The organism is Variovorax sp. GW821-FHT09B01 (assembly GCF_059418345.1).
The window spans coordinates 116405-131822 of sequence record NZ_JBWKPQ010000001.1 but is presented as its reverse complement, the minus strand read 5'-3'; the positions used below and the strand labels follow the sequence as shown (position 1 = coordinate 131822).

Sequence of the window (15418 nt, the reverse complement as noted above, 5' to 3'; positions counted from 1 at the left end):
CCTGGCCCATGGCTGGGGCCCGAAGGGCGGCGATGCGATGGGAGGGCAGCGCTTGTTCGCTGCACAGGCGGCGGATGATGTCGAGGGGCCCTGCCGGGCGAGAGCGGCGCGCGAGGTTTGGTCAGATTTGCAGAAAGCTTCTGCCTGCATTTGTGAATTTCTTTACTACTTTCTTGCAATTGCAAACAATGGGACGTGGCGTCTCGCCTGCGTGAATTCGTCAGATTTCGCGTCGGGATTCACTGTCAGAATCGCCTCGCTACCTCTCGGACCATGCGCATTGCCATCCTCGAAGACGACCCCGACCAGCTGTCACACCTGGTCCGGACACTGGAGCAGTTGTTAACAATTGGCGACACCACGGTCAGCTGCACGGCCCTCTCCGACGGCCTCGCGTTGCAGCAGGTGCTGCGGCGCGAAAGCTTCGACCTGCTGGTGCTCGACTGGAACGTGCCGGGCCTGGCCGGCGTCGAGCTGCTGCGCTGGCTGCGCACCTGGCAGGCCGACCAGGTGCCCACGCTGATGCTGAGTTCGCGCGCCTCCGAGCAGGACGTGGTGGAGGCGCTGAGCCTCGGCGCCGACGACTACATCGTCAAACCGTTTCGCCCGCTCGAGCTGCGCGCGCGCGTGCAGCGCCTGATGGCGCGCCGCGCGCCGGTGGAAAGCTCGCCCGGCGAGCGCTTCGGCCGCTGGGAGTTCGAGCGCCTCACGCACAGCGTGCTGATCCATCCGGCACCGGGCGAGGCGGCGGCGCCCGAACGCCATGCGCTGTCGGACCGCGAGTTCAGCCTCGCCCTCACGCTGTTCCAGCACCTGGGCGGCATCGTGTCGCGCGCCCACCTGCTCGAGAGCGCCGGCTACAGCAGCGACGAGCTGCCCTCGCGCACGCTCGACAGCCACATCTACCGCCTGCGCAACAAGCTCGGCCTCGAGGCCGCGCGCGGCCTGAGCCTGCGCACGGTCTACGGCCGCGGCTACCGGCTCGAGGCCATGCAGCAGGTGGAATCCTGATGGCGCCGTGGCGCGCCGCCACCCGGCTCGCGCGGCGCCTGGCCGGCGCGCTCGCGGTCTGCGCCGGCCTGGCCGCGCCGCTGGCCATGGCCCAGTCGCCCCACGTGGTGCAGCCCGGCGAAACCCTCTGGGGCATCTCGAACCAGCACCTGCGCACCCCGCTGCGCTGGCCCGAGGTGCAGCAGCGCAACCAGGTCGGCGAGCCACGGCTGCTGCAGCCGGGCAAGCTGCTGTATTTCGCCGACGGCCGCCTCGTGCCCGAGGGCGCCGCCGTGGTCGCGGCGGTGGAGGGCCGGGCCTCGCGCCAGCGCCCGGGCGGCCCCGAGCAGGTGCTCGCGCCCGGCACGCCGATCCTGCCGGGCGACGTGCTGGTCACCGGTCCCGATGCCTTCGTCACGCTGGGCCTGCCCGGCGGCAACCGCGTCGTGCTGCCGTCGCAGAGCGCGCTCGAGGTGCAGGCCATCGACACCCAGACGATCCAGCTGCGGCTGATCCGGGGCCGCGTCGAATCGCAGGTGCAGAAGCAGCAGCCGGGCCAGCAGTTCGAGATCCGCGCGCGCTCGATGGGCCTCGGCGTGCGCGGCACGCACTTTCGCGTGCGCGACGAGAACGGCACGCTGGCCAGCGAGGTGATCGAGGGCGAGGTGGTGGTGCGCCAGGACCGCGGCGCCGCCGAACCGCCGCTGGTGCTGCGCGCCGGCAGCGGCGCGGTGCTGCTCGACGGCGCCGGCGCGCAGGCGCGCACGCTGCTGCCGGCACCGCAACTGCTGGCCTCGAACGCGCCGCGCGCCGATCGCGCGCTGCAGTTCGAGCCGGTGGCCGGTGCCCAGAGCTATCGCCTCCAGCTCGCGCGCGACGAGCGCTTCCTGCTGCCGGTGCACGAGCAGCGCGGCGAGGCCCCGGCCTTCACGGCGCCGGCCGACCTCGAGGCCGGCTTCTACCAGCTGCGCCTCACCGCCTTCGATGCGAACCAGCTCGAAGGCCTGCCGGGCGACAGCACCGTCTACCTGCCCGCGGCCGCCGGCGCCGACACGGGCCGCGGCAGCGCGACCCTGCTGTCCGATGGCCGGGTCGAGATCCGCTGGCCGGGCGCCACGGGCCAGCGCTACGCCTTCGAACTCTCGCGCGGCCCCGACTTCTCGGTGCTGCTGATCGACGAGCCCGCGGCCCATGTCGCCGGCATGGTGGTCGGGCCCTTCGTGCTGGGCGGGCGCTACCACTGGCGCGCGCGCCCCGTGGGCGAGGGCGAGGCTGGCGCCGCCGGCTTCGGCGGCAGCTTCGAGATCCCGGCGCGCTGAAGCCGTCATGCCCTCGACCCGGCTCGTCGTCGAACGGCTGCTGATGGCGCTGCTGCTGCCGCTGGCCATGCTGGTGCTGGCCCAGCGGCCCGGCCTGCTGCAGATGGATGCGTTCATCCACGACCGGCTGCTGATCCTCGCCTCGCACACCGCGGCGCCCGAGATCCTGATCATCGCGATCGACGAACGCAGCCTCGGCGAACTCGGGCGCTGGCCCTGGAGCCGCGAGATCCATGCGCGCCTGCTCGAGCGGCTGGCGCCGGCCGCGCCGCGCGCCGTGCTGCTCGACATGTTCCTGACCGAGCCCAGCACCGATCCGCGCGAGGATGCGCGGCTGGCCGAGGCGATGGGCCTGCTGCCGGTCTACCTGCCGCTGCTGCATGCCGGGGCGCATGCGGGGCCGGACGCGCTCGACGAAGGCACGCACCCGGGCTTCCTGGCGCCGCTGCCGCGTTTCGCCGAACGCGCGCGCGGCCTCGGCCACGCCGGCCTCGCGCCCGATCCAGACGGCGTGGCGCGCACGCTCTACCTGCGCGAAGGCTACGCGGGCCACCTGCAGCCCTACGTGGGCGCACTGATCGCCGGGCGGGTGCCGCCGCCGCCGTCGCCGGAGGCCGGTCGGCCCGGCGACTGGCTGCGCCAGGACCCGCTGCGCCTGGTCTTCGCGGGCCCGCGCGGCAGCTACCGCACGGTGCCCTACGTCAGCGTGCTGCGCGGCGAGGTGCCCGCCGAGCTGCTGCGCGACAAGCTGCTGCTCGTGGGCGCCACCGCGCCCGGCCTCGGCGACCAGACCCTGACGCCGAACGCCGGCATGCGCGGCGTGCTGCCCGGCATCGAGGTCAATGCCAACGCCATCGACGACCTGATGAACGCGCGCAACGTCGCGCTGCTGCCGCCGGCCGGCTACGCGGCCTGGACCGTCGTGCCGCTGTGGATCGCGCTGTGGCTGCTGGTGCGCCTGCAGCGCCATGCGCTGCCGATCGCCTTCGGCCTCGCCGTCGCCTGCCTGCTGGCCAGCGGCATCGCCATGCTGGGCTGGCACTGGTGGCTGCCGCCCGCGGCGCCGATCGCCGGGCTGTTCCTGCTCTACCTGCTGTGGAGCTGGCGCCGGCTCGAGTCGCAGCTGGCCTACCTGCGCCAGCGCGCGCGGGTGCTGCATGCCATCCCGAGCGGCGCGTTCGAGGTCATGCCCGCGCCGCCCGCGCTCTCGGGCGACCCGGTGGTGCATCCCAAGCAGGCGCTCGACCGCGCCATCGCGCGCGTGCAGCGCATGCAGAAGCTGATGGACGAGGCGATGCATGCGATGCCGGTGGCCATGCTGATCTGCGACGACCAGGGCCGTATCGCCTCGGGCAACGCGGCCGCTTCCCGCCTGCTCGGCGGCGGCGAGCTCGCGCAGCGCGACAGCGATCCCGATGCGCTGCGCGGCCTGTCGCTGCCGCAGCTGATCGCGCCGATGACGGCGGCCGCGAAGGCCGATGCCCCGGGCTCGGCGCGACTGCACTGGACGATCCGGCTGCGCGACGAATACACCACCGCCGACGCGCGCGTGTTCCGCCTCGAGGCCGCCGCCTTCGGCGCGGACGCGCCCGACGACCGCGGCTGGGTCGTCATGCTGCCCGAGCTCACGACCGAGCGCGAGGCGCAGCGGCAGCGCGACGAATGGCGGCGCTTTCTCTCGCACGACCTGCGCAGCCCGCAGGTCACCATCCTGAGCCTGCTGTCCATGCACGAGGGCGACCCGGACGCGGCTGGCACCGCCGACATGCGCAAGGCCATCCGGCGCGAGGCCAAGCGCACCCTCGACCTGGCCGAGGGCTTCATGGATTTCGCGCAGGCCGAGTCGGACGACTACCGCTTCGCCGACACCCACGTGGGCGCCGTGCTGCTCGATGCCCGGGACCAGGCCTGGCACTACGCGCAGGCCAACGGCGTGCGCATCGATGCGCGTCTCGACGACGCCGACGAGACCCTCGTGCGCGCCGACGGCTCGCTGCTCACGCGCGCCATCGTCAACCTGCTAAACAACGCCATCCGCCACAGCGCGCCGGGCGCGCGCATCGAGCTGCGCATGGACCTCGAGTCCGCCACCCCCGACGCCGCGCCGGACCGCGTGCGCATCACCATCGCCGACCAGGGCTCGGGCATGACGCCCGCACAGCTGCACGCCCTGCTCCATGCGCCGCGCGGGCAGCGCGCCCAGTTCGCACCCGAACCCGTGGCCACGCCGCGCGCCGATCCCGATGCCTCGGCGGCCGCCGCGCCGCGGCGCATGGGGCTGGGCTTCGCGGTGGTGCGGGCCGTGGTCCAGAAGCATGGCGGGCAGCTCGGGGGCGAGAGCACGCCGGGCACGGGTACGCGGTTCTGGCTGCTGTTGCCGCTGCGGCGGGAGCTGCGCTGAGCCGATGCCGCAGCGACCCGCGAGTGTCCAGTTCGCAGATGCGCGCGGCTGTCTTGGCCTCAATGCCCCAGCTCGGCCGCTTCCAGCACCGTGGTCATGAAGCGATAGCCGTGATTGGCCTGGTAGCGGACATCCCGCTCGCAACGCGCCATGAACTCCGAGTGTCCGGCGCGCGACTGTCCGACCAGGCACCCGGCGCTCGTGTTCCCGACGTTGTTGTCCGGCGCGTCGTAGCCCGAATGCTGATTGATCGACGAGGCGATGGACACGCGCTCGCCCTCGTCGCGCCTGAAGTTCTTGTCGAGATCGCGATAGATGACGATGGGCGCGGTTTGCACGAGTGCCGGTTGCGTTCCCTTGTGAAAGCCCACGCTCCATGCCTTGAACTGCCCCAGGGCAATGCGTGCGACCCCGGGGGTGCCGTCCAGCGGCTTCATCGTGTAGACCAGTCCGGGCTCGGTGGAGGCCTCCCAGCAGCCGACCCATTCGGCCTTGCCGCCCGGCGCGATGCGCAGCAAGGTCCGCAGATCGTTGAACCGGTTCGGTTCGTTCGCGTTGGGTGTGCCATCGCGCTTCATGCCTTCGACATAGACGATGTTGACGGCGTCCGGGTGCCGGCACAGCCAGTAGCCCTTCTTGAGCATCGCGGCCGCCGTGCGGCCCGCAGGCGAGTGATCGAGCACGATCGGATACAGGGCTCTTGCCTCGCTGGACAGCAGCATCTCGGCCAATCCGGCATCGACAATCTCGGCCGGGGCGGCATTCATCGCCTTGCCGAATTCTCGCAATGCCCAGAGCGACACGGGTCCGAAAACACCGTCCGCGGGCGGATCGAGCAGTCCGATCTCGGCGAGTGCCGTCTGGATTTCCCTCGCGAGCCCCTTCTGGGTCCCCAATTCTTCAAGCGAAACGGCGCGGCCACCCGACGCAATACCCTGCAGCAGCGGCATGGTTCCATTCGCCCCTCCGTTGCCGGGAGGTGAAACGGATGCGGGCACGTTGCGCGGCAACAGCTTGGCCGCTGCACCGGGTGCCATGCTCAGAAGCTCGTCGAGCTGGATCTCCGTCAGTTGACCGGTCTCGCCGTAGCCCTTGGCGCGTTGCCACTCCAGGATCGCCTGGCGGGTGGCTGCATCGAACTGCCCGCTGAGCTGTGCGCCGAGAAGCCCCAGCGCCATCTGCACCCGCCGCACCTCGCTGACAACGAGCTGCTGCTCGTGGGGACTCGGCCCCTTGATCACCGGTCCCTGGTCCGCTTCGGTTGGCGCCTCCGGCTTCGGGCCGGGCTTTGCGCCACCATCGTCTGCGTGGGTGCCTGCGTCTGCCGCTCCACCATCCCCGCCACCTTCGTCCGGCGGCTCCGAAGGCAGGGCCATGGTGGAGCCGCCCGGTGGCGTTCGCACGGTCCCCGCGTCCTCCACCTCGGACGGCTTGGCGCCGGAAGCGCGCAGCTTGCCGATCTTGCTCAGGAGGTCGAACCAGAATGGAGCGCCCAGGCTGGCGGCCACCGCCGTGATGAGCCAGCCGATCGCGATGAGCAAGGCATTTCCCACCCGCTCTGCATCCCAGCAGTCCGAGCTCTGCACGCATCGGGACTTGAACACCTGGGGTGCGATGAACGGCTCCCAACCGATGGGCAAGCCGATGGATTTCAGCGAGTTCATGGCATCCAGGCGCTCGCAGAAACTCTCGACTTCCCTGTCGCTCCCGGGCAGGACCGTGTCCTGCCTGCACCCGGCATCCACGACCGAGCCCAGCAGTCGAGACTGCGCCCTCTTCTCGGCATCCATCGCCTTGCGCAGCGTCGTCACGAGCGACTGAAAGCCCGCTGTCGAAACGCTTTCCAGTGCTTTCATGCGCGCATCGACGTTGGCATCGGCCTCGAGCTGCCGACGTATGCCGCGGAACGACCCACTCTCGGGAACACGCGTGGCGTCGAGCGCCGAGCGCAGGGCCAGCAGTTGTTGATAGCCGTCGTAGGCCTCTCGCCACACCGGCGTGGAAGCGGACGCACCTGGCTTGTCCAACACCTGCTCGAAGGCCAGCTTCAATGCCTGCAGGCTGCGCTCGGTTTCCTCGACCGAACTGCGGTGCCGCTTCTTTTCCTCGGCCTGCGCCGGAGCAATCGCCGAGCGGGCCGCTCTCAGCGCGGCGGCATCGATGTCCGCGCCGTTCGAGGCGTTGGCTGCCGCGAATTCTTCGCCCGCGGTCTTTCCCGCCGCAGCAAGCGCCTGTCGCATGGGTGCGTCTTGCCAGAGTCGAGGCGCGATCGCTATCGGGTTGATGTTGGCGGCCGCGGCAACGACGAAGCCGAAGATCAGCAGGGTGACCTGGTTCTTTCGCTTGAACCACCCGATCGAGCGCTCGGTGACGGCGTCGTACCAGGCGCAAAGCCGCGCTTCGAAGCCGGGCCAATCGCTCTCCACGCCATGGATCAGGCTGCGCATCGCGCGAAGCAGCTTGGGGTTCGGAACGAAAGCCCTTCGAACCCCGGAGCCGTCCGCAGCGAACTCTGCCTGCGCATCGCCCCGATTCGCGGGCGTGTCCAGAAACTCGCGCACCCCATCGAGAAACTTCGCGGGCGTTGCGGGGCGCACGCCCTGAAGACAGGTCTCCACGAGCGAAGCGATCAGCGAGGTCACGACGATGTCGGCGCCCATGTACGACGGCGTTCCACCTTCTTGCTTCTTGCTCAGGGAAGTGAGCAGCGGATGCGCCATCAGCGTGCTCGCGAGCGCCTTGTTGTCGCCCAGGAAGGAAGTCAGGGCCTGCTGCAGCACCTTGCCACGGGATCCCCAGGCCGACGCCCAAAGTTCGCGCAAGGCTGTCACGAGCAGGCTGGTCAACGCAAAGATCAGCGCCAAGCCGAGCGCCACCTCAATCATTCGCATGTCCATTTGGCTGCCTCACTTGACGTCGTTGTAGAAGACGTGTTTTCCGATGTGCGCGCAGATGGCGTGGCCTTCCGTCCACCATGGCGGCGGCACCAGGCTGCTCGCGTGGTAGTGGGTTCCCCCGTTCGTGGGGTCCTGTGCGCTGACTCCCGCACGGGCATCGGCGAGCATCTGGGTGGCGATCGTCAACGCCGACCTGAACCAGGGATCGTTCGCGCCGACCGCCTGCAGCAGCGGAAGATTGGGATCCCCCGGGTTCCAGCAACTGAAAGCCGAGGGATAGCGGCACACCTTGGCGACGTCGGAGCCCCAGTAGCTTCTGCGTTGCACCCGGTTGCGCACGACGAAGGCGATGGCGCGCATGCCCGGTTCCTTCTCGCCACGCGCCTCGCCCCAGATGGTGCGAGCGAGGATCTCGGCGTGGGCATCGTCGAACGGCGATGGCTTCGACGCGACGATCGGCTGGACCGGCTGGACCGGCGCACGCTCGACGGTGCTCGCGAGGGGCCGCCGGCCGCGGACCGCCGCAAGAGCGTTCGACAACTCGTCCCTCACGACCAGGTCCGCGTTGAAATAGCGCAGGATCGTGTCGATCGGTATGAAGAAGGGCTGCGCGGGATCTCCGAGCCGGATCCCTCCGTGGATGCCGACCAGTTGGTCCTGATCGTTCCAGACCGCTCCTCCGCTGTCGCCTCCCTGCGTCCCGCCCGGTGCGTGCCAGGCCTGCACTGGCGACAGCGTGTATGCCGGACCGCCCGCCTCGACGCGCACCGACACCGCAACACTGTTCTGCGCACTGCCGTCGACCGGCCCCCGATCGCTCGTCAGCAGTCGCAGCGCATCACCGCTGCGCGCGATCGCGGCACCGACGGGCCAGAGCGCGGATTGCATCGCGAGGTCCCGCAGGTCTTCCTGCGCCACGAGCACTATCGCCGCATCCACCGCTCCGGTCTTCGCGTCGGGCGGGAAAGTCGGCGCCCAATCGACCAATCCTCCCGCGAATTGCAATTGCCCGGAAGAATCCGCGAAGGCGATGACGTCTCCGGCCGTGGTGCCAGGATCGGCCCCGACGGCGTGTCCAGCCGTCAGCGCGTAGAGCCGGTGCGGGAGCCGCCGGTCGCGCAGGATGGCGCCGAGAGTGCCTCCTTCGCCCGAGCGGCCGCGTGCCGAATTCTCAACCGATGGCCACATGCGCGCCCCCTTTCTTGCTGGAGCCTGGCTTGAGGAGGGCATCGCCCGCGCCCGCCGGCCTGCACGGGTGCGCAGCGGTGAAAACTATCATTGAGGGCTTCTCGCTGCCTCTCATGATTTCACCGCCGGAACTCGGGCGGATTGCAACGGCGCGACGATCTTGACGTTGACCGTTCTCGACGGACCCGCAGGATCCGTGAAAAGGATCTGGTCGCCTTGGGGCGCCGCGCCTTCCGCCGGTGCCGTGTAGATGAACGACCTCTTTCCGCTCTCGTCGCCCGCCTTGATCGTTCCGGGCTTTCCACCTCCGCGGCTCGTTGCGAACCAGGCCAGGCCCTCGCCTGCGCCCATCACGTAGAAGGTCTGCTGGGAACCGGCCGGCACTTCGATCTCCTCCAGATCCGGCACGAGGGTCAGTGTGCGCCCCGGCACCTGCAGCTTGCAGGTCGCCTTGGGCTTGTCGACCTCCAGAAGGATCGGACCGACCAGTTTGCTCAGATCCATCGTCGCGGCGGCCAGGTACTCCGTGGCTTTTGCGATCTCCCGTTCGAGATTGCGTGCCTTCGCATCGAACGGCCGCGCCCTGGACTTGCCGCCGATCGACCCGCTTTGGGCGACGCTCGGCACGGGCTTCAACGCATCCTGGCCGCCTATCGCAAGGGCGGTGGTCTTTATCTTCTCGCTCGCGGCCAGGAAGGATGCAATGTCCGGCACGGTCTTCGAGACCTCCCTGCCCACATTGAATTGGATCTCTCTCGATCGGAAGCGCAGGTCGCTGGCCGCGCCAGCGATCCTGGTGCGCAGCGCCTTCACCCTGGCATCCAGAGCCAGGGCATCCGCGACCGCCACGTCGGCACGACCAACCGTTCGCTGCAAGACCGGATCGGCCGTCAATACCGTCGTCGTCTTCTTGCCGGGCACGGCGCACTCCTGATCCCTCGTCGCCTTTGCCGCCAGGCACGACGTGGTGAGCCGGTTCCTTTCCTCGGTCGTCATCGCCGTCAGGCTCTCGGGTTTGAGGTTGCAGTTCGGCGCGGGCTCCGCCTTGCAGCTCTGCGGCTGTGCCCTCGCCGGTGCCGCAGCGAGCGCCGTGTCCCGGATGGCACCGGCATGGATGCGCAGCAACTCCTGCAGTTCTGCGAGACGCGCGTTCATCGATTGCTGCGACGCGTCCCAAGTGCCCGACGTCGACGCCGCGACATTGAACGGCTCGCTCGCGGCGATGACGCAATTCAATGCGCTGGCGCCAGCCATGTAGATTTCCTCGCGCTGCTTCGACACGAGCGTGCTGCCGTAGGCCACACCCGCCGATCCCCCGACCGCAACCTTGGCGAGCGCGGAGCCCGAGGGGTTCGTGACGCCCTTGATCACCGCGACCGCGCTCGAAAGGATCAAGGCGGCTCCCACGCGGGGGTTGAAGCTCGACAGTTCCTGAACAGCGGCGATATAGCGCCGGATCGCCTGTTCCGCGTCTTTCCTTGCGTCTGCGTACGACAAGGTTTCGGAACTCCGCGAAGCGTCGAGAAGCAGATCGTCGGAATAGATCTGGGGAGAAAGGGTGGCACAGCCCGCCAATAGCACGGCGGAAGCCAATGCGACGATCCGAAGTCGCCTCGATCTGCGAAATCCCAACGGAAAGCCGTGGCCGCTCGGACCAGGTCGCGCTTGGCATTGCATTCTTCCGCTCCTCGAATTTTGAGTAGCTTTTAGCAGTACCTAATTGCGCCGGCATCCCCTGTTTGAGGGATGCACCCTCACCTTTGGAGGAAGGCGATCCATGACTTCCCCGAGGGTTTCGTTGCCGCCGATCCATTCATCGTCAACGTATTTCGAAATTTCGTCCCATTGCAATAACTCGATTCGCGCAACATGACATTCCCATGTCATACCTGATCCAGATGATGGACAGCCAATTGGCATTGCTGCACCATCGCCGTCCCGAGCGATCCACCGACCTGCACGCAACACCGGATCATCGATCGACCGGACTTTTCATCAACCACGCGAAGGGGGAAGAGATGGCAACCGGAAAAGATTTGCTGAAGCTGGCCGAGAAGCGCATCGGGGATAAATACGAGAATGTGCTCGTTCCGAAGGACAATTCCAAATGGACTGGCCCTTGGGACTGCGCCGAGTTCGCGTCGTGGGTCGTCTTCCAGATCACGGGAGAGCTCTACGGCTGTACCGACAACCGAGGGAATCCCGCCACCACGGAAGCCTATTCAGGCTCGTGGGTCCGGGACGCCGAAAACGGAACGCTCACCCCAGTCACGAAGGCCGTGGCAAACAGCACGCCCGGCGTCATTCTGGTTCGCAGGCCTCCCATGCCGAAACAGATGGGACACGTGGCGATTTCAGATGGAAATGGTGGAACTGTCGAGGCGGCCGGAAAAGGGCTGGGCGTCAAACGGGGCAAGGTCGAAGGACGCATCTGGCACTTCTACGCACAGATTCCCGGAGTCCAGTACAGCGCCAACAACGTGAACGTCACGCCGAAGCCGCTACCGTTCATCCTCACCCTGCAATCGCCCAATATGTCGGGGCCGCTGGTCAAGGCCGTACAACGCGCACTGAAGCAGGCCGGCTTCGATCCCGGAGCGATCGATGGCGAATATGGCCCGCACACCGTTGCCGCTGTTCATGCATATCAGAAACAGAACCGCTTGGTCGCCGATGGAGACACGGGCCCGCTCACAGCGCGAAAACTCGGCATTGCCTGGCCTGCGTGACCGCCTATTGCGTCAGCACAGGCTTCGCGACGATTGGATCGTCGGGCGCTATCCATACCTCGATGTTTCCGGGTGTCGGTTGGAGCCGCGCGGACAGACGTTCGACCTTCCAGTTGGGAGGCTTCTCATTGCCTGACGCGTTCTGGGAGATCGCATCGGCACAGGCACGGCTGCCCTCGTCGTGATATCGCACGATGGTCGAGCCGACCGGTTTCGGATCGGGCCTGCCGGCGCGCCTTGCCGCATCGTTGACGTTCTCGATCGGAGGAACGCTCGCCCCCAGGGCTTGCCATACGGGTCGGAACTTCCTCACGGCATCGCGTTGCGCAGGCCCGTAGATCTGCACGTACACCGTCTTGCGGCGGCAGATGTTGCTGTCTATCGCGGGCAGGTTGCTCGGCCGATTCGCAGCCGAAGCGGCGGAGGATGCAGGCTGTGCGGAAGCACTCGCCGGTGGAGACGCGGAAGGAAGTGGTGGCTGGGTCGGCTGCACCTCCGAGACGGACTCCGTGGAAAGTTTCGGTGTGTCTGTCGGCGGCGGGCTGCTCACAGGCGAGGATTGCCAATTGCACGGCTTTTGCGTGTCCGGTCGATCTCCTGCCTGGCGAAGCTTCAGCTTCGCTCTTTCTCTCTCATGGAGCTTTTCATCCTCCGCGAGCTTGGCCAGCTGCGGATCGCAGGGGTGCATGGTTCCCACGGCCGCATCCATCGTGTAGTCGTAGCCCCAGTACCTGACCTGCGCCGCTGGAAGCAACTTGTCGTCGTATCGCAGGCAGCCCGGGAGATTGCTCCGTACCGTGGGATTGTCGGCCTCGAGCAGTGCGATGCATGCCGGCGTCTTGGGAGTGACCAGGAGCTGGCAGGCGGAGACCGCCGTCGTCACGATGTGATTGCCGAGTTCGGACCGCTTGAGCCATCCGGCCTCGTCCCCAGGGCACAGGCTGTCGGAGGTTCGAACGATCGCCGCCGCCAGTGCCGAATACGGATCCGAAGCACCACGCTCCAGATTGCCCGTGCGGATATCAGAGGCCTCCGATCGGGCCTGGTTCACCTCCGCCAGCAGCGTTTGATCGACGGGAAGAGGAGGCAGCCTGGACCACAGTTCCGTCAGCTCCTTCATGGCCTCGCGCCGCGACTTGACCTGATTCGCTTCGGCCACGCGGGCGCTGTCGAGCGCTTGCCACAGCGAGATGCCCACCGTGGCAGCCGCGCCCAGGCCCAGGGTTGCACCCACCGCCGCAACGTTGATGCGGGTGGGTAGACGCCGCGTCTTCTCCTTGTCCTCGGCGCCCGATTTCGAGTCCGCGCTTTCCTTGGGCTTTTCGGGCGTCGCCGCCGAATCCTTGCCCTTGACGGGGAAGATATCCTCTTCGAAGTAGAGGCCTGGATCCGCGATCAGCGACTTCAGAAATTTCGGCTCGAGCTTCTCCGCGAGAAAGTTTCCCAGCTGGAAATAGCTTTCCCACTGGGCCTCCGAGAAGAACTGATCGCCGGTGCTCTGCTGGGGAAAGTCGGGGCACTGCGCCTTGTAGTTGATGAGGTCCATGCCCAGGCCTTGGCACATGTTGGGCTTGATCAGTATCAGCAACCCCTGGGATCGGTCTTCCGAATACTCGACCTTGGCGATCGCTAGGCAGGCCGTGCTGTCCGGCGACACCAGATCGTTGAGCGAGCCGAAATACGTCATTTGCGACGGCCATCCCGCAGGAGCTTTCTGCTGCGCTTCGACGGCGTTCGTGGCACTCGAGAAGACGGGTCTCTGGAACTTGATGTCGGCGCCAAGGTCGATGCGCGCCCGGCGCACCAGGTTCTCCAGATCATGGAACTGGTACTCGGGGTCGGCACCGCAGTCGACGAGCACGATGACCTTGGCCCTCTCCGCCAGCAGCGCGTAGGCCCCCGTGTTCTCGAAATGGCCGCCGTCCGACAGGAACCAGTCCTTGCCGCGAGCCCCGTCGAAGATGCCGAAGGTCTCGCGAAGCAGGCTCCACGTCTTTCCGAGGGCGAGGAATCCCGCGGCTCTGCCGTTGCGTGCCGCCTCGGTGAGCCAGAAGCCGAGCCGGATGCCGGCAAAGGTCAGAAGCGCAGAAAGACCTCGGCTGGTCCGGTATCCGAGCCCCGGGGATACTGCCGCACCCGACACCGCCATCCAGGTTCCGAGCCCTCTTTCGCGAAGACCGCTGCTCACGGTCCAGCCTTCCTGGCTGACCTGCGAGCGTCCGCCTGAAGCGATGGTCAGCGACAGGCCCTTTCGGTCCTGATTGAAGAGCGCGCCTTTGGGATCGGCGGTCTGGTTGATGCAGACGTTGATCAGGTGGATCGGACCACCGAAACGCTGCGGTTTGTAGTTCTTGAGAAACCTGTCGTCGTCTCCGTGAACTTCGCCGACGTTCGAACCCACGGGCGCGGTATGCGCCCACCGCTCCATCGGCTCGAGAGCGCCATCGAGCGGCGACCTGTCGAAGCGCGCGCCGTTGGCCGCTCCGAGGTAGCTCCTGACGAGCCGCGCGCGATAGAAGGCATGCAGCGAGGACAGATTCAGGAATTCGAGGTTCGACCCCGACAAGAGCATGTACGCGCCCAGGATCACGGAAGCGAGAAGGATCGGCGCCAGCGCATTGCTGAACGTGAGCTCCCTGTCCGTAAAGACGGTGCTGGCGATCGTCTTGTGGATCACCGCGATCCACCACACCAGGAGCGCGAATGCCAGCAGGATGCCGGCGAAGCGCGCCACCGTGCCGGCGAACGCGGAGATTCGGGGAGCCCGCGTGCCGGAGGCGGCGATCGCGGGCAGGATGCCGCGCAGCAGCACCGCCGCCAGGCCCAGCGCAAGCCCCAGGTCCAGGGTCAGCGAGGCCTCGAAAGCGACCCGCCAGGCCAGCCGATCGACGATTCCCGCCGCGAGCACCGCTGCAGTCAGCATGCCCCAGGTGGCGAGGCTCGTGGTCATCGCATTCCTCGCCCGGTCGATCGACCCCTCCCGCAACCCGATGCTTCGCGCCAATGGCACGGCCCAAAGACCGACGAGCCAGATCGCCAGGATGACGGCGGCGATGGCGTCGCGAAAGGATTGGGCGATGGCGGCGCTGCGTGGGAACCAGTAAAGGTACATGAAGCTCGCGACGCCGAGGGCCGACGCGGCGACGCCCCACCACCAGGCGAGCGCGGCCCCATCCGATCGAGTGGCCCAGGGCAGTTGCCAATAGGCCAAGGCGTAGCGCGCCGCGATCGCCGCCGGAATGGGCGCGAGCAACCAGGCTGTGGGCAACCACGGCTCGAGGCCGCGAAGATGATCGAACACGGATGAGGATGCATACCCCATGCGGTCCAGCACCGCCCACACGCCGAGATCGAGGCCGGTGATCAAGAGGCCGATCAGCAGGCCGACGAGCGCGAGCTCTACGTGAATGCCGAGGAGATTGCGCATGTACAGCGCCAGCGCGAACAGACGGTCGGCGCCACCGCCGGGCGCGAGGTATCGGCCATTGGAGCGCAACCACCATCCGAACCTGCGCGTCTCGGCGCCGGCCATCGAATCCTCGACCTTCACGACGTCGTCCGGCACCGTCGCCCGGTCGAAGAGCCTGCCGAGCATCCCGCCCACGTAGCCGCCGCCCGACACCGTCGAGAGCAGGTCGAAGCGCAGAAGCAACTTGTGCTGCGCCAGCGCACGCAATACACCGAAGCAGAAAGTCGCGCTGCGGATTCCTCCCCCGGACAAGGCCAGTCCCCAGATCTCGCCACTGCCTTGCGGGGCACTCTCCCTTCCCGCCGCATTCGCGCCTCGTGCCCGCGCCAGTTGCCTGCGTCGACGCTCCACCAGCCGGTCCAGGCGTTCGACGGACTTTTCCTTCTCCATGTTCACCTCCGCCTCGATGAGGATGATCGGATCCA

Annotated in this window: 8 protein-coding genes; 4 read left to right on the top strand and 4 right to left on the bottom strand. The window is 67.6% G+C overall.

Annotation, left to right across the window (positions count from 1 at the left end; translation table 11 throughout):
* Positions 1-273: 273 nt before the first annotated feature.
* From AC07RV_RS00550 to AC07RV_RS00540, 3 genes are read left to right on the top strand one after another with little or no spacing between them, the layout of a single operon-like run.
* Positions 274-1011, top strand: a complete 738-nt coding sequence (locus tag AC07RV_RS00550) for a response regulator transcription factor (protein ID WP_208512853.1) — start codon at positions 274-276, stop codon at positions 1009-1011.
* Complete coding sequence (locus AC07RV_RS00545; protein WP_296783812.1) at positions 1011-2309, top strand: FecR family protein; 1299 nt, start codon at positions 1011-1013, stop codon at positions 2307-2309. Before AC07RV_RS00550 ends, AC07RV_RS00545 begins: the two co-directional genes overlap by 1 nt.
* A gap of 7 nt (positions 2310-2316) precedes the next feature.
* On the top strand, positions 2317-4710 hold the full coding sequence (locus AC07RV_RS00540; protein ID WP_296783814.1) for a CHASE2 domain-containing protein: 2394 nt from the start codon (positions 2317-2319) through the stop codon (positions 4708-4710).
* Positions 4711-4769: 59 nt separating this feature from the next.
* Here the strand turns inward: AC07RV_RS00540 and AC07RV_RS00535 are convergent, their stop codons facing one another.
* The 3 genes from AC07RV_RS00535 to AC07RV_RS00525 all read right to left on the bottom strand — a co-directional run bounded on the left by AC07RV_RS00535 (position 4770) and on the right by AC07RV_RS00525 (position 10388).
* Positions 4770-7607, bottom strand: a complete 2838-nt coding sequence (locus tag AC07RV_RS00535) for a peptidoglycan-binding domain-containing protein (protein ID WP_444852609.1) — start codon at positions 7605-7607, stop codon at positions 4770-4772.
* A 9-nt stretch (positions 7608-7616) separates the two neighbouring features.
* Positions 7617-8795 carry a cell wall hydrolase gene (locus AC07RV_RS00530; RefSeq protein WP_296783819.1) on the bottom strand — a complete coding sequence of 393 codons (1179 nt, stop codon included), beginning with the start codon at positions 8793-8795 and terminating at the stop codon, positions 7617-7619.
* Between the two features lie 111 nt (positions 8796-8906).
* Positions 8907-10388, bottom strand: coding sequence for a hypothetical protein (locus AC07RV_RS00525; RefSeq protein WP_296783822.1), 1482 nt, complete (start codon positions 10386-10388; stop codon positions 8907-8909).
* Positions 10389-10675: 287 nt separating this feature from the next.
* Between AC07RV_RS00525 and AC07RV_RS00520 the strand changes: the two genes are divergently transcribed.
* Positions 10676-11524 carry a peptidoglycan-binding domain-containing protein gene (locus AC07RV_RS00520; RefSeq protein ID WP_208508153.1) on the top strand — a complete coding sequence of 283 codons (849 nt, stop codon included), beginning with the start codon at positions 10676-10678 and terminating at the stop codon, positions 11522-11524.
* 4 nt (positions 11525-11528) lie between these two features.
* On the opposite strand, the gene AC07RV_RS00515 is transcribed toward AC07RV_RS00520, so the two are convergent.
* Positions 11529-15383, bottom strand: a complete 3855-nt coding sequence (locus tag AC07RV_RS00515; RefSeq protein WP_296783827.1) for a patatin-like phospholipase family protein — start codon at positions 15381-15383, stop codon at positions 11529-11531.
* Positions 15384-15418 lie beyond the last annotated feature (35 nt).

Excerpts from the sequence above, each read along its gene's own strand:
- AC07RV_RS00550 (WP_208512853.1), top strand. The coding sequence starts at position 274 with ATGCGCATTGCCATCCTCGAAGACGACCCCGACCAGCTGTCACACCTG.
- AC07RV_RS00545 (WP_296783812.1), top strand. The coding sequence starts at position 1,011 with ATGGCGCCGTGGCGCGCCGCCACCCGGCTCGCGCGGCGCCTGGCCGGC.
- AC07RV_RS00540 (WP_296783814.1), top strand. The coding sequence starts at position 2,317 with ATGCCCTCGACCCGGCTCGTCGTCGAACGGCTGCTGATGGCGCTGCTG.
- AC07RV_RS00535 (WP_444852609.1), bottom strand. The coding sequence starts at position 7,607 with ATGGACATGCGAATGATTGAGGTGGCGCTCGGCTTGGCGCTGATCTTT.
- AC07RV_RS00530 (WP_296783819.1), bottom strand. The coding sequence starts at position 8,795 with ATGTGGCCATCGGTTGAGAATTCGGCACGCGGCCGCTCGGGCGAAGGA.
- AC07RV_RS00520 (WP_208508153.1), top strand. The coding sequence starts at position 10,676 with ATGTCATACCTGATCCAGATGATGGACAGCCAATTGGCATTGCTGCAC.
- AC07RV_RS00515 (WP_296783827.1), bottom strand. The coding sequence starts at position 15,383 with ATGGAGAAGGAAAAGTCCGTCGAACGCCTGGACCGGCTGGTGGAGCGT.